The organism is Limosilactobacillus reuteri, assembly GCF_013694365.1.
Taxonomy (GTDB): domain Bacteria; phylum Bacillota; class Bacilli; order Lactobacillales; family Lactobacillaceae; genus Limosilactobacillus; species Limosilactobacillus reuteri_E.
The window spans coordinates 793748-812122 of the sequence record NZ_CP059275.1 but is presented as its reverse complement, the minus strand read 5'-3'; the positions used below and the strand labels follow the sequence as shown (position 1 = coordinate 812122).

21 protein-coding genes and 1 tRNA gene are annotated in these 18375 nt (G+C 40.3%); all 22 read right to left on the bottom strand.

Annotated features, from left to right (window positions below):
* Positions 1-3 precede the first annotated feature (3 nt).
* The 22 genes from HHK02_RS04730 to HHK02_RS04625 all read right to left on the bottom strand — a co-directional run bounded on the left by HHK02_RS04730 (position 4) and on the right by HHK02_RS04625 (position 18297).
* Positions 4-87 (bottom strand) — tRNA-Leu (locus HHK02_RS04730).
* A complete protein-coding gene (locus tag HHK02_RS04725; protein ID WP_085680961.1) occupies positions 88-366 on the bottom strand; it encodes a heavy metal-binding domain-containing protein in 279 nt (92 codons plus the stop codon). It abuts the tRNA gene before it with no gap.
* Positions 367-1047 carry a CPBP family intramembrane glutamic endopeptidase gene (locus HHK02_RS04720; protein ID WP_078009457.1) on the bottom strand — a complete coding sequence of 227 codons (681 nt, stop codon included), beginning with the start codon at positions 1045-1047 and terminating at the stop codon, positions 367-369.
* Positions 1048-1278: a hypothetical protein gene (locus HHK02_RS04715; protein ID WP_181462821.1), complete on the bottom strand. Its 231-nt coding sequence runs from the start codon at positions 1276-1278 to the stop codon at positions 1048-1050.
* The gene (gene rbsK, locus HHK02_RS04710) at positions 1279-2202 is read right to left on the bottom strand and encodes a ribokinase (protein WP_085680957.1); all 924 of its coding nucleotides are present in this window, start codon (positions 2200-2202) and stop codon (positions 1279-1281) included.
* Entirely contained in the window at positions 2203-3219 is a 1017-nt protein-coding gene (gene rbsR / locus HHK02_RS04705; RefSeq protein ID WP_003670804.1) for a ribose utilization transcriptional repressor RbsR, read from the bottom strand.
* Positions 3220-3828, bottom strand: coding sequence for a hypothetical protein (locus tag HHK02_RS04700; RefSeq protein WP_019251768.1), 609 nt, complete (start codon positions 3826-3828; stop codon positions 3220-3222). It lies immediately after the preceding gene.
* The gene (locus HHK02_RS04695; protein WP_003664204.1) at positions 3829-4461 is read right to left on the bottom strand and encodes a deoxynucleoside kinase; all 633 of its coding nucleotides are present in this window, start codon (positions 4459-4461) and stop codon (positions 3829-3831) included.
* Positions 4462-5493 carry a glycoside hydrolase family 73 protein gene (locus HHK02_RS04690; protein ID WP_181462820.1) on the bottom strand — a complete coding sequence of 344 codons (1032 nt, stop codon included), beginning with the start codon at positions 5491-5493 and terminating at the stop codon, positions 4462-4464.
* Positions 5494-5991, bottom strand: a complete 498-nt coding sequence (locus HHK02_RS04685) for a universal stress protein (RefSeq protein ID WP_035159876.1) — start codon at positions 5989-5991, stop codon at positions 5494-5496.
* A complete protein-coding gene (gene pepV / locus HHK02_RS04680) occupies positions 5992-7395 on the bottom strand; it encodes a dipeptidase PepV (RefSeq protein ID WP_013923795.1) in 1404 nt (467 codons plus the stop codon).
* Positions 7396-8256 carry an NAD(P)H-hydrate dehydratase gene (locus HHK02_RS04675; protein ID WP_181462819.1) on the bottom strand — a complete coding sequence of 287 codons (861 nt, stop codon included), beginning with the start codon at positions 8254-8256 and terminating at the stop codon, positions 7396-7398.
* On the bottom strand, positions 8257-9906 hold the full coding sequence (locus HHK02_RS04670) for a putative polysaccharide biosynthesis protein (protein ID WP_181462818.1): 1650 nt from the start codon (positions 9904-9906) through the stop codon (positions 8257-8259).
* Positions 9907-10170: a type II toxin-antitoxin system HicB family antitoxin gene (locus HHK02_RS04665; protein ID WP_003664210.1), complete on the bottom strand. Its 264-nt coding sequence runs from the start codon at positions 10168-10170 to the stop codon at positions 9907-9909.
* Positions 10171-12591: a leucine--tRNA ligase gene (gene leuS, locus HHK02_RS04660; protein WP_181462817.1), complete on the bottom strand. Its 2421-nt coding sequence runs from the start codon at positions 12589-12591 to the stop codon at positions 10171-10173.
* On the bottom strand, positions 12592-13779 hold the full coding sequence (gene metK, locus HHK02_RS04655) for a methionine adenosyltransferase (protein ID WP_003670795.1): 1188 nt from the start codon (positions 13777-13779) through the stop codon (positions 12592-12594).
* On the bottom strand, positions 13780-14319 hold the full coding sequence (locus HHK02_RS04650; RefSeq protein WP_181462816.1) for a DNA-3-methyladenine glycosylase I: 540 nt from the start codon (positions 14317-14319) through the stop codon (positions 13780-13782).
* A complete protein-coding gene (locus tag HHK02_RS04645; protein ID WP_181462815.1) occupies positions 14320-15759 on the bottom strand; it encodes an MFS transporter in 1440 nt (479 codons plus the stop codon). It abuts the gene before it with no gap.
* On the bottom strand, positions 15760-16215 hold the full coding sequence (locus HHK02_RS04640; RefSeq protein WP_035159873.1) for a Fur family transcriptional regulator: 456 nt from the start codon (positions 16213-16215) through the stop codon (positions 15760-15762).
* Positions 16216-17562: an amino acid permease gene (locus HHK02_RS04635; protein ID WP_098046534.1), complete on the bottom strand. Its 1347-nt coding sequence runs from the start codon at positions 17560-17562 to the stop codon at positions 16216-16218. It lies immediately after the preceding gene.
* On the bottom strand, positions 17563-18129 hold the full coding sequence (locus HHK02_RS04630) for a VanZ family protein (protein ID WP_181462814.1): 567 nt from the start codon (positions 18127-18129) through the stop codon (positions 17563-17565).
* Positions 18130-18297 (bottom strand): hypothetical protein, encoded by a 168-nt coding sequence (locus tag HHK02_RS04625; RefSeq protein ID WP_003664220.1) that lies wholly within the window; start codon positions 18295-18297, stop codon positions 18130-18132.
* Between the last annotated feature and the right edge of the window lie 78 nt (positions 18298-18375).

Sequence of the window (18375 nt, the reverse complement as noted above, 5' to 3'; positions counted from 1 at the left end):
TGATGCCTCAGGCAGGATTCGAACCTGTACATGGATAACCATACAACGACCTGAACGTTGCGCGTCTGCCAGTTCCGCCACTGAGGCTTATTTAACAAATTGAATCATTGTTCCATATGCGGTTAGGACCAAGAATTTGGGTGCAACCTGCATATTGGCAACATCCGTAGTAAAACGAACCCCAACAATACCATCTGCACCTTTTTCACTGGCCCGCCGCTTTAATTTTTCTTGAACATCACTAAATAATTGGTCCATGGACTCAAATGAATCAATTGCCTCGGTAGGCATCGCTAAATGACTGGTGGCATTGACAATCCCTAAAATGCGGTGGGCTTGAGGAAATCCCTCAGTTGATAAAAACATTTAGATAACTTGAACCAAGAGAACATACATCGCAATCGCATTATTAATCATATGAATTGCAATCGAATTTCGAATGTCATCCGTTCGCAAATAAACATATGCTAAGACCATCCCCATATAAGCATAGATCAAAAAGCTAATGGGGTTGGTACTCATATGACCGGTAGAAAAGATTACCCCCGAGAAGATAACTTTCGGCCAGATGTTGCCACGCTTAAAGAACATATTTGTCAATGTACCACGAAAAATAAATTCTTCAGCAATTGGACTTAGAACAACTGCCGAAAAACAAAATACGATCGTAATTACTTCATTATGACCAAGCATGCTTCCTAGTGCTGCATTGTTCGCTGTTTCAGTTTGATGATAGATAAGTTGATTAAGGTAGCTAAGGACATCCATTCCCAAAATAATCGCTAGATAACCACCGATAATCCAGCCAACCTTTATTCCCGCCGGCTGTCCTAATTGGTTATAAGTTTCATATGTCCGGTGTGCCCACCAAATAATCGCTAGCATTAAACAGATGAATAAGACCATGAACCCGTCCACGATAAGCTGGTTGGTCTTTGAATAACGTAGAGCAAAATTAACTGCAATCGGGGGAATCTCAATTGCAATTAACATCAGCGCAATTAAAATCACCCTAAATATCCACGATTGTTTAATTACTTTTATCATTTAATTACTTTTATCATTATTTTTCTCTTCCTTTGCCCGTTTCTCACGCATTCGTTGAATACTCCACCGGGTAGAAACTTTTGTCACAATGATGTTTGCAACCACGAAACCAATTACCCAGAGAAGGTACATCACCCAGCCAGAGATATAATGTTCGGCAGTTAGCCATACGAGGATCGCAAAGATGATAAATGGCGGAATAACCACCTTAAGAATAAATTCTGCTTTCACCTAGTTATTCTTTGATGCAGCAACTACTTCGTCATAAGTAGGAATTGATGGTAATGCACCAAGCTTTTGAACAGCTAATGAACTTGCACGTTGAGCGTAGACAATTGCCTTTTCAATGTTACTCATATCAGGCTTTAATTGGGATGAAAGCGCACCGATGAAGGTATCACCAGCGGCAGTGGTATCAACAGCATTAACCTTAAAAGCAGGAATAAAGTTGTAGCCATCTTGAGTACAGTAGAAGGCACCCTTTGCACCAACAGTAATAATTAAGTTTCGGACACCCATTTGAGCAAACTTTGCAGCTGACATAAGCATTGAAGTTTCGTCTGTAACAATAATTCCTGTTAAAGCAGCACTCTCTGTTTCATTTGGAATGATTAAGTCTGTTAACTTCAATAAATCAGGGTTAATTTCATGAGCAGGAGCAGGATTTAAGATTGTCTTTACACCATTTTCCTTTGCAATTTGGAATGCCCGTAGAGTAGCTTCTTGTGGAGTTTCAAATTGAGCAATCACGAAATCAGCAGCGGCAATTTGATCACGAGCATCTTCTACTCCCTTAACGCTTAATTGTTGGTTAGCTCCTCCGTACACTAAGATACTGTTTTGACCACTTTCATCAAGCAAGATGGCTGCAGATCCAGTACCTGCTTGATCGTCAACGTGGATCCCTGTTGTGTCGACGTTGTTGTTCTTGAGGTCATTGATCATCATCTTACCACCAGCGTCATCACCAACTTGACCAACAAAAGCTGTTTCAGCGCCTGAACGAGCAGCAGCAACGGCTTGGTTTGCTCCCTTTCCCCCAGCAGCATTAGTCTTGCTTAAAGCGGCAATTGTTTCCCCAGGTAATGGCATCCGCTTAACTTTCATTGTTGTATCAACATTTAAACTGCCTACAATTGTTACATGATTTGTCATTTATTTTGGACGATAGGAACTTGTACTATCTCGTTTAATTAATTTTACCGGAAAGTTTTGAACGCGGGCTTCCGCACTACTATGACTAATCTGTTCAATGAGCATTTTAGTAGCTCCAGCGCCAAGGTCAAAAATTGGTTGTTGTACTGTAGTTAATCGTGGATAAACATAGTCGTCCCAGTAGATATTATCGTAACCAATTACAGAAATATCTTCGGGAACTTTAACGTCTAATTCATGCAATCCTCGCAATAATCCAATTGCCATCTCATCGTTCGCCGCAAAAACAGCAGAAGCACCAGTTGCTAAAACATCTTTTGCTGCTTTATATCCGCCATCCTTCGTCAAGGGTGCCCGAATAACATCGTGAATAGGATCTAAACTTAGATTATTTTCTTGAATAATATTTTTGAACCCATTCATTCGGTGATTTAAATTTTCAGTAGGGTTGTCAGAGGTAAGAACGGCAATATGTTTGTGACCAAGTTCAATGAGGTGTTTAGCCGCGATTTGGCCACCAAGGTAATCATTCGTTTGAACTCGATCACCCTCCTGCGTATGATTTTGATCAAACAAGATGTAAGGAATCTCATTAAAGGAGATAACTTCTTTAATTGTCTCTGTAGTCATCGTTGCACTAGCAATCACTAATCCACTAATTGATCGTTCAATCATCTGGGAAAGGTAATATTTTTCCAATTTTGGGTCACGGTTGGCACTAAAGACAAGTGGAATAAATTCTGCTTCACGGGCAATACTCTGCACTCCCTCGACAAAAGTACCAAAAAATGGGTTAGCAATATTAGGAACTAATACCCCAATTGTCTTGGCACTCTTTAAAATTAAATTCCGAGCATTAAAGTCAGGAACGTATTTATATTTGTCCCGTAATGCTAAAACTCGTTCCTGAGTTGCTGTGCTGAATCGATCGCCTTTATTATTTAAAATTTGCGAAACAGTGGTTACAGAAACACCAGCTTCTTTTGCTAAATCACGAATTGTTATTTTCTTTTTCATTCACATTTCGTTAAAAATATCATTAAAAATCTGTTTCCCAGTTGCCATCTGAGTACCACGAACACGGAGATAGTCAATCTTTGCTCGCAAAATATCATATTCCCACAATGATGACAGGTCATGGTCATTATAGTAATGAATTGTTACTTTAATGGGTGTGAGATCAGTAATTATCCCTGTAAAATCATCACTCCCCTTATACTTTTCAGTGCCAATCACAACTGGAAGACGGTTCTCATAGGAATCATTGAGAAGATTTGATAATAGGTTCCCCTGAGTAATTTCTGGATGGTTATCAATAAACTTTTGCACTTGCCAAATATCAAAATAGTTGTGATCATGGGCAACTTTAGTCTTTTCAGAAACCGTCATTAAGTAGTCACTATGGCGTTCTGTATAAAGAATACTCTTAATCCGAATAGCAATTAATCCGTTGATTTTACCATCCCAATCAATACTGATCATCAAACAAAATACTGGATCGAGGGCAACCACAAATCCGACATTAAAATAATCATCATTTGGCAAGTTATGAACCTCAATCAATGTTCCTTGCTGCTTGGCCATTGTTAATTGAACGCGATTCTCACTTTCACTTTCTTTTCTCATTTAGCGTAATGACTTCAACCGTTCATCAATCATTGCTAAGACCGCATCAACGTTCTTAGGATCTTCAAGGTCATAACGCTCTAAATCAATTTTCATTTTTGGACTAGCATCGTAATCCTTGTACCATTGCTTGTAGGCACTCCACATCTTGTAATAGTAATCCTTTAACTCTGGATTAGTATCAATTTGCTCGTAATCCCGCCCGCGCTTTTTAATCCGGTATAAGATTGTTTCAAAATCAGTTTCAGAATAAACCATTAAGTCTGGTGCGCGCTTAGGTAACTGTTGGAGGTCACTCATCATATTGTCGAGAAGCTTTAAGTATACTTCTAATTCAGTATCAGTGATGTTACCCTCGGCGTTATTTTCTCGCGTAAACAAGGCATCTTCGTAAATAGAACGGTCAAGCACGTTGTTATCATCAGTAAGTGCTTGTTTAATCATTGAGAAACGCTTGTTTAAAAAATAAATTTGGAGTAAAAAGCCGTACTGTTTTGGATTTTTATAATACAGTGGTAAAACTGGATTTTCTCCGACTGGTTCAAAAAATGCTTTTGTATGTAAGTGTTCGGCAATCTTCCCAGTTAAAGTTGTTTTACCGACACCAATCATCCCTGCTGTAATAATCACCATTTAATCATGCTCTTTCCTTTTCTTCAACAAACGACGAAACATTTCAATCATTCCTGCCGTCCCTACTCCACCAAGCAAAGGAACATATTGAGGGATATTAACATCGTTCTTTCTCGCTTGAACGGGATGTTTGGCAACAATTGGCATCGCCTCACTCTCCTCTTTCCTGTCAGTCATTGGAACAGGATTAGCCCGTTCATTGCTGGTGTTAAATTGATCATCATATTTAGTAAGTTGGTAAGTATCAATCAGCTGGTTTAGCTTCCGATCATACTCAGGATCTGTTGCATATCGTCCGCGAAGTGCCCGTGTAGCTTCACGATAATTTTTGGTATTTTGACGGTGAACTCCTTGATAAAGTGGGTCTTCTAATGTTTGCGCATAATCCCTTAACGCTTCGTATTCACTTGCATACTGTCGAAAATTACTAATAACCTGAAACTTATGGCCTTGCTTATCATATTCAGTCGTGGGTTGAGCAACTGTTTGCCGGGCAAAATACCCCTTAACCCCAAAAAGATTATTATTAGGCGCCTTTCCCAACGTACTGCATCCCCAATCACTCTCTAAGGCCGCTTGCGCAATAATAATTGATGGATATAAATCATGCTCCCGACCAATTTGTTGAGCAGCTGGGGCTATTCGATTAATAAATTGTGCTTGGACTGCGGATGGTTGTTGAGGTTGATAAACCTGCTCATCTTTTTTATCTTCTTCTAGCAGCTGCCTTTGTTCAGCAGAGTTTTCAGTTGAAGATTGAATAGTTTCATGCTCTGGCGCTTCCTCTGTACCTGTCAAAGCATTATTTTGCTCACTTGCCTTTGCTTGAGCAGCATTTTCATATTCTGTTAAATAAGCATCAATATATTCTTCATCATGATTAACTAAGGCCTCTTCGTCAATCGGCTTTGCACGTTTTACATCTTCATTTGCATCAAATTGTGCTTGTTGGATAACGTCCGCTTTAACCGGTTGCCCGCTAAGGCTTGTTAAAACAATTAATGCACTAGTAATAACACGGCGGTTTAACACTTACATTTCAGGATATGTCGTTTCCTTGATATCCAATTTTTGATTCTTTAAGTTTGTCTTAACAACGGTAACGTCACATGGTGCTTCACGAATAGTATAAGCAGCAGTTGAACCGACAAGTAGCCGTCCGACAACATTTAATCCGGTTGCGCCAATAATGATTAAATCAATATCATTTTCTTTAGGATAACGTTCCGCAAGTTCAACCTTAGCGTTACCAACCTTTACATCAGTTTTAACATCTTTTATTCCAGCGGCTTCTGCTTTTTTCTTGTAGTCAGCTAACTTCTTTTGCATCGTTTCGATTGCTGAATCATAAATACTATGACTAACAAAGCCGTATCCACCAGGACCAGTACTTGGATAACGTTCACCGTTGATAATACTTAGTAAATACAACTTGGCATCATTGGTCTTAGCAGTGTCAACCGCTTTTTCAAAAGCCATATCAGCTTGCTTGGAACCATCGACACCAACAAGAATATTTTGATAACTCATTTAATCAGTAACGAGATTATTAATTGCTTCCATGTAAATTGCCATCGATGTAATTAAATCATTCACAGGTTGATATTCATTAGCCTGATGCATTGTATTTGGCGTATGTGGCATTAAAGCACCAAATGCAACCCCCCGCTTCATCAAACGACCATAAGTTCCTCCACCAACAACTTCTGGTTTTGCGTCTGTATCTCCAGTTTGATCAATATAAGCTTGCATTAATGTCTTAACAATTGGATCATCTGGATCAACATAATGTGGAGCTTGAGATGGGCCTTGCGTAACTTTAATTTGTAATTTATCGGCAATCGCCTTTACAGTATCCTCTAACTTATCTGGTGTTATGCCTTTAGGGAAGCGGAAGTTCATATCAATGTGACCACCCTTGTCCGCATCGAAGTTTAAGATTCCGGCATTCATAGTTAATTCACCCATTACTGGATCAGTGTAAGCACCATTAAAACCATCCATTCGCGTATCTAAATGAAGATAGTCAGCTAAGAATTCAATGAAACTCTTTGCGCCCCCACCAAAGTCATATCGATTTAAGAACTTTGCAAGGTATGTTGCTGCATTGATTCCCTTTTCTGGTTCCATTCCATGGGCAGCTTTTCCGATGACAGTAATCTTAAGACCTTTATCTGTTGATTCAATATTACCTTCAACCGGATTTTCTTCAATAAAGTGACCAAAATCATTAGTAACTTCTTGAGGGTTATCTGTCCGAATAAGGGCAACTGCTTCCCGCGGTACCATGTTGAAACGCAAACCAGATTCAAAACTAACTAGTTGTATTGAAGCATCCCCATTGCCAGCAGGGACATCAAGTAAGAGTGATACTTGACCCTTTTCACCATTAATTACTGGAAATTCCGCATCTGGTGAAAAACCAAGTGTGGGGGCTGGTTCGACTTCAAAGTAACGGTGCATTCCAGTCCAGTTACTTTCTTCATCAGTTCCAACGATAAAACGAACTTTCTTGTTAAACTTTACGCCTTGATCTTTCAAATATTTCAAGGCATAGTAAGCAGCCATTCCAGGTCCCTTATCATCAGAAGCACCACGACCATATAAGTTGCCATCCTTGATAACTGGGTCAAATGGATCCGTATCCCAACCCTTACCAGCAGGCATTACATCAAGATGGGCTAAAATGGCAAGTGTCTCATCACCTTCACCCCATTCAGCATATCCAACAAGGTTATCGATGTTCTTTACTTTAAAACCGTCTTGTTCTGCCATCTCTAAAAATGCTTTTAGCGCTTGAGCAGGACGAGGACCAAGCGGGTATTCATCTGTTGCCGCTGAATCATCACGGACACTGGGGATCTTCATTAATGCTACGAGATCATTTAAATAGTTTTCTTTTTGTGCCTCTGCGGCTTTCATCCAATCAGTCAATTAATTCAAAAATCCAATATGGTGATCTTCATTCATCCCCTCCATCTTTTTCATGAAGGCTGGGAGAGCACGGCTAATTTGGTGGGGAAGGACGATGTATTGGCTTTCGGCGATCTTTTCCGCAATCGCACTGTGCGCATAAACGGCAGCGAGGACGGCTTTATCTGCCTTCTCGTTAAATTCAGCAGTGAAACCTCCAACCATTCCAGCAAGAGTATCACCCATTCCACCAACTGCTTGGGCGGGGGTACCGATTGGCAGTTGATATACTTGGTCATCAGTATAAATTTCTGTGTGGTGCTTCTTTAAGACAACGGTAGCACTAAGTTTTTCTTGGGCTTCCTTGTTCTTATCTTCAGTTTGATCGCCAATTTTAATTCCAGAGAGTCGTTGCCATTCCATTTCATGTGGAGTGTAAATGATATTTCCTTGTGGCTGTTCAAGCTTTTCCATCGCCATCAGGGTAATTGCCGACCCATCAATGATCACATTTTGTTTCTCGGTTGTATGAGCAAAAACATTCTTCAAAATTCGTAAACTTGTTTCATCATTTCCGAGGCCTGGCCCAACGACCACACTGGTAGCAGCTTTAATAAGGTCAGCAACTAGGGCATCATCAGTAAAATCAGCGAACATCGCTTCTGGCAACTGCGCATGGAGGGCACTAGCGTTGATTTCATCAGTGGCAGTTGTTACAAGCCCAGCTCCAGCACAGACGGCCGCGGTTGATGCCATGATAATTGCGCCACCAAAATTACGATTGCCGCCGATAAGGGTAACTTTACCAAAAGTACCCTTAAAACTGTTTTCAGGACGGGGAGTAATAACATCCTTTAAGATTTGGTCAGTAAGTTTTTTCACTTATTTAATGTGTAAAATTATTCGTAATCTTGCTACTCGTGGTCCCAATAGCTGGTCGGCTAATCGTGACTTTAAGCAGAGATAGAGATAAATTCCAGCTCCGACTATTACCCCCGGAATCAAGGAGAAGAAAGCAGTGTAACGCCCATACGGACTAACAAAATGGCCAATGATTAACATTACAATCTTTGCCCCGGCAAACATCACTAAGGAGTAAGCCAAAATCTGGTTAGTTGGCAGGGCCATCTTATCAAAACGTAGGTGGAATTCCATGTTAAAGGAATGCAAGATTAAATAGTTAATCACAAACATTGAAATCCCGGTTGAAACCAGTGGTCCTAATCCTTCAAAAATCCAAATACAAGGGAACTGGAGGATAAACTTAATTACGATTCCAATGGCTAAGAACATCATCATCTTCTTATTCTCAGAAATCCCCTGCATCATTGCTGCGGCTACAGTATACAAGCCTAACATAATCGAAATGTAAGCCGCAAATTGCAGTACTACGACCCCTGCCGCATCATAACGGTAAAAGACGGTGTAGATTTGCTGAGCAACCGCGGATAATCCAAGGGCTGCCGGAATCATCACGAAATAGAATAACAAGAGAACATTTTGAATCTGTTTTCGCATATCCTCTTGATCGTTCTGAGCCCGGGCTGTCGCAAGCAAAGGAATAACTGTTGCGGCTAATGCAGAAGCCAATGAAATAACAATCATGTAAAGCTTATTGGCATTAAACGCAAACAATGCATAAGTAACATCCATCTGATACTTAGTAAAGTGACCGACTAATGGCATCATCCGTTTAAAAGTATATTGATCAATTAATTGGAAAATCGTTACCCCTGATTCAATAATGATGAACGGAATTGACTGATAAATAATCTTAAAAATTAATGTTTGGGTTGAAACTTCAGTATTTACTTCACCTTGTGCCACTAAGTCATTCATTTCGCGTTGGTGACGCATCCAGGCAATCCCTAAGACGATCACTGCACCGATTGCCCCAATAAAGGCCGCAAATGTTGATTGGGAAACGGCACTAACCCAATTGCCATTTTGAATCTTCATAATGAAATACGTTGCAGCCAACATATAAATAACCCGGAAAAGCTGTTCAACAAATTGTGAAATTGCTGATGGTGCCATCCAGTTATAGCCTTGTAAAAATCCTCGGGTAATCGACATCCCCGGAATAATCAAAATAGCCCAAGCTAATGAGCGAATAACCGGAATCATATTTGGATCCCCATTATCCATTAAACGAGCCCCAAACATCATCACCGTTGTACAAATTACACCCATTGCCATTGCAACGTACATTCCAGAATGATACAGTCGGCGACTAACCCCATACTGATTTATTCCGTTATAATGCGCGACCATTTTAGAAATTGCAGAAGGAATTCCCGCCGTTGCAATCACTAAAAACATATTATAAATATTGTACCCCTGAGCATATAAGGCATTCGCTTCGTTGCTGTAAGCTCCTAACCATGTAACCCACGGAATAATGTACAGCGCCCCTAAGATCCGCGAAGTAATACTACCAGCTGTCATCCAAGCTGATCCTGTAATCATTTTTGTTCGCGAATCTTTTTTAACTGCGGTGCTGCTCAAATCATTTACTTTATTTTCTTCCATCTAGTATTGTTCCAAATCGACAGTTACCATTTTAATGATTTGATCTGGATGTTGTTGCTTTAACACCTCTAATGAGCTTACGGAAGGGGCTTCTTCAAAGTGGCCGAGTTTATCATTAAGGGTAATTGCTAAGCCCAATTTAGCAAAATCCATCGCCTCATCCATTGTTTTCCCCTGGGTAAATGCTTCCGGCAAATCTGGGAAATCAACTTGAATTTCATTATCTTTCGGGGTAAAAATTGCTGGATAACTCACTATTTCCATCTATTTTGCAACAATGTTAACGATCTTGTTAGGGACAACAATGACTTTCTTAATATCCTTGCCGTCAGTAAACTTCTTAACATGTTCGTTTGCTAAAGCAAGTTGTTGTGCTTCATCGCGGTCAGTATCCTTGGCCATCTTAATCTTAGCCCGTACCTTACCGTTAACCTGGACGATCATTTCAACTTCATCTTCAACTAAAGCTTTTGGATCGTAAGTTGGCCATGATTGGTAAGTGATTGTATCACTCTCACCGAATTGACTCCAGAGTTCTTCAGCCATGTGAGGCATGATTGGTGCAATCATCTTTACAAAGCCTTTCATGTATTCAACTGGTAAATCATCAACCTTGTAGGCTTCGTTTACAAAGACCATCAATTGAGAAATAGCCGTGTTGAAGTGCATCCGTTCGTAGTCTTCGGTAACCTTCTTAACAGTTTGATTGTAAACCTTGGTAAGCTTACCATCATTGAAAGTGGATACCCGGTCACGGAGGTGGTTATTATCATCCATCAACAACCGCCATACACGTTGAACCCACTTATTAGCACCATGAAGTCCTTTTTCATCCCAAGGTACTGATTCTTCAAGTGGTCCCATGAACATTTCGTAAAGACGTAAAGTATCAGCCCCATATTGGTCAACAATGTCATCAGGGTTAACAACATTACCTTTGGACTTCGACATCTTTTCATGGTTTGAACCAAGAATCATCCCCTGGTTAACAAGCTTCATGAATGGTTCTTTAGTTGGTACGAGACCGAGGTCATAAAGAACCTTATGCCAGAATCGAGCATAGAGCAAGTGAAGAACAGCGTGTTCAGCTCCACCAACATAGAGATCAACTGGTGACCAGTAATCAAGAGCTTCTTTTGAGGCAAATTCCTTGTCATTATGAGGATCAGTGTACCGGAGCCAGTACCATGATGAACCGGCCCATTGTGGCATGGTGTTAGTCTCACGAAGACCATGACGACCATTTTCGTCATAAACGTTAACCCAATCTTCAACATTTGCTAATGGACTTTCACCAGTTCCTGATGGCTCGATGTTATCAGTCTTTGGTAATTCAAGTGGAAGTTCATCTTCTGGAACTAATGAGGTTGTCCCATCATCCCAGTGGATAACTGGAATTGGTTCACCCCAGTAACGTTGCCGACTGAAGATCCAATCACGAAGACGGTAGTTAACTTTCTTATGACCAGCATCGTGTTCTTCAAGCCAATCGATCATCTTTTGCTTTGCATCAGCAATGTTCAAGCCATCAAGGAAACCAGAATTAATGTGCTTACCGTCACCATCAAAAGCACCTTCTGACACATCTGTTCCTTCAATAACAGGCTTAATTGGCAAGTCAAACTTAGTAGCAAAGTCATAATCACGTTGATCTCCGGAAGGAACAGCCATTACTGCTCCAGTTCCATATGAAGCAAGCACGTAATCACTAATCCAAATTGGTAGTTTTTCACCGTTAACTGGATTAATAACGTAAGAACCAGTAAATACACCAGTCTTGTCCTTGTTTAAGTCAGTCCGCTCAAGATCAGACCGCCGTGACGCTTCTTCCTTGTACTTTTCAACTTCCGCCTTGTGTTCTGGTGTTGTCAATTGGTCAACTAATTCTTGCTCGGGAGCAAGAACAACATAAGAAGCACCAAAGAGCGTATCTGCCCGCGTCGTAAATACTTCAATCTTAGTATCTTCATCCCCCACAACTGGGAAAAATACTGAAGCACCTTCTGAACGACCGATCCAGTTACGTTGCATTTCTTTAACGCTTTCTGGCCAGTCAACAAGGTCAAGGTCATCAATCAAACGGTCCGCATAAGCAGTAATCTTTAAAACCCATTGACGCATTGGCTTACGGTAAACGGGGTAGCCACCACGTTTAGTCTTGCCATCTTCAACCTCTTCGTTGGCAACAACTGTTCCACCCATAAAATCAGGGGCCCAGTTAACCATAATTTCACTTTCGTAAGCAAGCCCCTTCTTGTAGAGCTGTTCAAAAATCCATTGAGTCCACTTGTAGAACTTAGGATCAGTTGTATTTACTTCACGATCCCAGTCATATGAGAATCCAAGTGATTGGATTTGGTCACGGAAATGATCAATATTTTTGTTCGTAAAGTCCTTAGGGTTATGGCCAGTCTTTAATGCATATTGTTCAGCTGGTAAACCGAATGCATCCCACCCCATTGGATGTAAGACATTAAATCCTTGCATTCGCTTCATCCGTGACATTACATCCGTAGCGGTATAGCCTTCTGGGTGACCAACGTGGAGTCCTTGACCAGATGGATATGGGAACATGTCTAGTGCATAGTACTTCTTTTGATCCTTATTAAGGTCTGCTTTAAAAGTTCCATTCTTTTTCCAAAACTTTTGCCACTTTTTTTCAATCGTCTTATGATCGTAAGCCATTTAGCCTAAAATTTCTTTTAATTCATCAACTTTATCAAGGTGTTCCCATGGTAAGTCCACATCAGTTCGACCAAAGTGACCATAAGCAGCAGTTTGCTTGTAAATTGGCCGCTTCAAGTCGAGCATTTCAATAATTCCAGCTGGACGTAAATCAAACACTTTTCGAACAGCGGCAATTAATTCTTCTTCTGAACGGGTACCGGTACCATAAGTATTAATCATGATCGATACTGGTTCTGCTACACCAATGGCATAAGCAACTTGAATTTCGGCCTTCTTAGCATAGCCCGCTGCAACAATGTTTTTAGCAATGTAACGAGCAGCATAACTAGCAGAACGGTCAACCTTAGTAGCATCCTTTCCAGAAAAGGCTCCACCACCGTGATGGGCAGCCCCACCATAAGTATCAACAATAATCTTCCGTCCTGTTAAGCCGGCATCCCCTTGCGGTCCACCGATTACAAAGCGACCTGTTGGATTAATGAAGTACTTAGTTTGATCATCAAGGTACTTAGCTGGAATAACCGCTTCAATGACTTGTTCTTTAATATCTTTCTTGATTTGATCAAGCGAAACCTCTGGATCATGCTGAGTACTTAAAACAACGGTGTCAACACGTAACGGCTTGTCATTCTCATCGTATTCTACAGTTACTTCGGCCTTTGCATCCGGACGAAGGTAAGAGATAACGCCATCCTTACGTAGTTGAGCAATCTTACGCATTAACTTATGGCTTAAAACCAATGTTAATGGCATATATTCAGGTGTTTCGTCAGTAGCGTAACCAAACATCAATCCTTGGTCACCGGCACCAATCTTATCAAGCGGATCAGCTTCACCTTCACGCGTTTCTAAGGAGTCATCAACCCCTTGCGCAATGTCCGGTGATTGTTCATCGATTGCAGTGATAACAGCACAATTATCAGCATCGAAACCGTACTTACCATCTGTATAACCAATCTTACGAATTGTGTCCCGCACAATCTGTTGGATATTAACGTAGGCCTTAGTAGAAACTTCACCAAAGACTAATACTAGTCCAGTAGTAACTGAGGTTTCAACTGCAACCCGTGAATCAGGATCCTTCTTAAGCAATTCATCTAAGATCGCGTCACTGATTTGGTCAGCAATCTTATCTGGATGTCCTTCTGATACTGATTCGGATGTAAATAAATGTCGTTCTGCCATTTACTTTAAACGGGCATTGACCATCCCCACCGCTGTCATGAAAGAGTAAATAATTGTCGGACCAACAAATTTAAATCCATCCTTCCGCATTTGTTTGGCTATTTCTTCCGAAGCAGGCGTTTTAGGAGCTAATTCAATATCGGTAGTTAACTCCAAGTCTTGAGGCTGATCATCAACAAAGCGCCACACATAATTATCAAACGTCTTTCCCGTTTTCCGTAATTTTAAAATCACTTGTGCATTATTAATTACCGCTAATATTTTAAGACGATTACGAATAATAGTTTCATCCTCGCATAATCGATTAATATCTTCATCGGTAAATGATGCCACTTTTTCAATATTAAAGTTATCGAATGCCTGATTAAATGCTTCCCGTCGCCGCCAGATTGTCTGCCAAGTTAAACCAGCCTGAAATAATTCTAAAGATAGCATTGCAAATAACTGCTGGTCATCATGAACTGGAAATCCCCAGTAGTGATCATAATAGTCTTGCATTTCTGGTGTCGCATTTGCCCATTGTGGTCGTTTAAGTGTCATTTATTTTGTACTTTTTTCCTTATTAGTATTTTTTAGCATAAATGCTAGTACGAGACCAATCAATTCAGTGACGATCATGCCAATAAATACTAAATGATAGCCGTGAAGGGAAGCGACTTGCGCCGAACTTCCCCGTTGAAGTGCATTTGTAGTAGCAACCGTTAAGATCAGTGTTGAAATAGTAACACCCGCGGATCCGAGAACTTGCCGGACTGTTGTAATTACAGCTGTTCCGTGAGGCACTAATTCATCAGGTAAGGCATTTGCTCCCAGTGTGACGGCCGGCATCATTACAAAGGCATTTCCACCTTCAATCACCATTGCGCAAAGGATCATTCCCAATAAGCTGAGATGATTGAGGACGATTAATCCAGCAACCCAACCAATGATAATCATAAACATTCCCACCAGCATTGTCGGTTTAAACCCAATTTTATCAGCTAACTTTCCTGACAAAGGATTCAGGATACTAAGAAAAGCAGCGCCAGGCACTAGGGCCATTCCAGAAACAAATGGACTAACTTTTAATAATCCCTGATAATAAAGGGGGAAAATAATTGTCGTTACAATTAAGGCAATATATGAAATCGACGTTAAAAGAATTGCTAAATCATAATTAAAAGTCTTCAATACCCGTAATTCCAATAGCGGGTGCTTGAGGTGAAGCTGCCGAATGCAGAACCAGGTAACCGCAATAAGACTAATGATAAAGATCCCTGCATTTATTCCCCATGCAGGATTCTTTTTTCCAGTTTGGTCAACAACGTACATAGTCCCAATTAACCCAATTAGTAAGATTACTGATAGCCAATCAAGGTTCGTTTCATGTCGTTCCATTACATCTTGGATCAGTCCGCTAGCAGCCATTAAAATAATTGCCGAAATAACAAGCATAAAGAGGATAAAAAGGCTCTTCCAGCTAAAAAACTTTAGAACAATTCCTGAAACAATCGGTCCACAGGCAAGGGCGGATCCCATTACCAAACCAGCAATTCCCATTGTTGATCCCCGCTCTTCTTTAGGCGTAATCTCAAGCAAAACAGTTTGGTATGATGGGAATAAAACTCCGACAGCAAATGCTTCCATGGCTCGTCCAATCATCATAAACCAGAAGCCATTAATTCCCCAAGACGCGGGGGTTAAAACAATCATCAAGGATCCAATATCAAATAGTCCCAGTGCTCCAATGAACATTGTCTTAAAACTCATATTATTGAGCATCCACGGGCTAATTGGCATGCTGACACACATTACGAGCATAAAACCAGTCGTCAGCCATTGAACGGTTGATGCTGAAATCCCAAAAGCGTTCATTAAGGTTGGATAGGCAGTTGACAACGATGATTGACTAATCGACATCGTAAAGGTACCAACTAGTAAAGTAAAAATAAACCAAAAGCGACTATAACTTTTTCCATTGCGTACGATACTTTGATCCATCTAACGATTCAAATGTAATTTACGTTGACACTCGGGACAAATGCCATGGACTTCGATGTTATTTCCTGTAACTAGATAGCCAGTCTTTTCATGAGTCATAACCGTTAATTCTTTCGTGATTGCAGTAAAATGTTCATCAAAAACATCAGAAATCTTACCACAATTATCGCAGACGACATGATAATGCGGGTGGCCGAAATAATCAAAGTGGGTACTGCCGTCTCCATTTTTTAGCTCAATTACGAGATTATAATCAACGAAGAGTTTTAGAGTATTGTAAACAGTTGCCATACTGATATTGTCAACTGTGTCTTTAAGGTCATCATAAATCATTTCGACACTTGGATGAGTATGATGATTGATTAAGTAATTTAAGATAGTTTTCCGTTGGGGAGTAAGACGAACCTTGTTTTCACGGAGATGGTCAAGAGCTCGATCAAATTCTGCTTCTGCCATTTATGCTTTCTTTTGTGTTAACGAAGCAACGGCAAGAATTGCAAACCAAGCTAAAGTTAGTATAAGCGCAATTAAAGTTTGTTTCTCCATACATAAAACAATTAGCACAATAAAAAGAAAAACTAAAATAACATAGTCAGTAAAAGGTGCGCCTGGCATCTTAAAAGTCCTTGATTGCGGATGCTGACGAATATATTTTAAATGTGCCAAGATGATAGCAGCCCATACAAAGAGAAAACTCGTGGTAGCAATACTGGAAACAAAAGTAAAAACTCCTTCTGGCATTACTAAGTTTAAGATAGCGGCAATTCCAATAACGACTGCAGAAATAATAACCGCTGTTGCAGGCACCGACCGCTTAGATAAGCGACTAATCTTACGGATAACAGGCCGATGAGCAGTAGAGGTTAACTCAGCTAGCATCCGACCAGTTGTATATAGAGAACTATTACAAGCAGAAGCCGCAGCAGTAATTACTACAAAATTAACGATACTAGCAGCCCCCGGAAGACCGATGTCGCGAAAAACAAGGACAAACGGACTATTGCTTGGTGAAAGTTTACTCCACGGATAAATGCACATAATGACAGCCAAAGCACCGATATAAAAGAGCATAATTCGAACAGGAATACCATTAATTGCCTTAGGAATAACAACTTTAGGATTCTCTGCCTCAGCCGCTGTCACCCCTACCATTTCAATTCCAACAAAGGCAAATACAACCATTTGAAAAGAAAGCATGAAGCCCTTTGTCCCGGTAGCAAAAAAGCCCCCATCATTAACTAAATTAGCAGGAGTAGCGAGATAGCCGCTTGCCGAATGAAAATGAAGTAAAACTAAAATGACACCAACGGCAATTAAAATAACAATTGCCAAAATTTTAATAAGGGCAAACCAAAATTCGAGTTCACCAAACGTACTAACAGTCATTAGATTTAATCCCAATAAAATTAGGAGAGTTATTAATCCAGGTAACCATTGGGGAACTTGAGGAAACCATAGTTGAAAATATAAGCCAATGGCGGTAACTTCGGCCATTGCCAATGCTAGCCAACACACCCAATAGGCCCAACCCATTACGAAACTCACGCGATTACCAAGATAATCACGAATTGCATCCATAAACGAATGATAATGTAAATCGGAAAGAAGCAACTCTCCGAGGGCCCGCATAATTCCAAAACAAATAATCCCAGTAATTAAATATGCTAAAAGGATTGCTGGACCAGCAGCATGAATTGCCTTCCCCGATCCGAGAAATAATCCCGTCCCAATCGTTCCACCAAGCGCCATTAATTGAATATGACGACTTTTAAGTTTACGCGTAAATTCTTGTTTTTCTGCCATTCAGTTATTCAGTTTATCAGATTTTCCACCCACTAGCATAAATTGTTTAATAGCTTGATGAAAAATTGTTTGATCAAGTATGATCATTACTGCAAAACCAATTGTAGTTCCGATGGTATTGCTAATCAAATCATCCACATCGGCAAGCCTTCCAATATGGAAAAGAAGGTCGCAAACAAATTGGTTATACTCGATAAATAAGCTGAAGAAAAAGCCATAGAGAATAGCACGACTGAAGGGCATTTGGTGATTAATTAAATAAAGATAAACTCCTAGTGGCAAAGTCATCACAATGTTTAAGAAAAATTCTTGGCTGAGTCCTTGGAGGGGGATGATATTAAATGGTACGCCGTGAAAGTAAAATAAAAGTTTATTAGCAGAACTAAAATTAAACATTGAAGGGGTTAGGCAGAGCCAGTCGATAGCAGTTAAATAGATAAAAAAGGTTGCAATTGTAATATGCTGGCTGAAGTTAGGAAATTTTTCCCAAAGGTGATTATGGGTGACAAGGACAGACCCTGCAAAAAAATAAATAAAAAATGGGATCCAGTGAACTAATGCGTACAATTAAAGGTGCTCTTTAATACCGTTGGGAAAGTCCTTATCAATCTCCTTTAAGATTGGTAATAATGAATTAACATATTCATGATACGCTTCGATTGGCTTTAGATCTTTTGCTCGTGATTGTAGTAAGGTAAGAGCAATATCGTGCGCTCTTTGTTCATTTGTAATCATCGGCTTTTACTAGTGCGCCCGGCATGGGTATTAGCTAGGTGGTGAAAGTCCGCTATGGGCCGTAGTAGTCGGAACCAT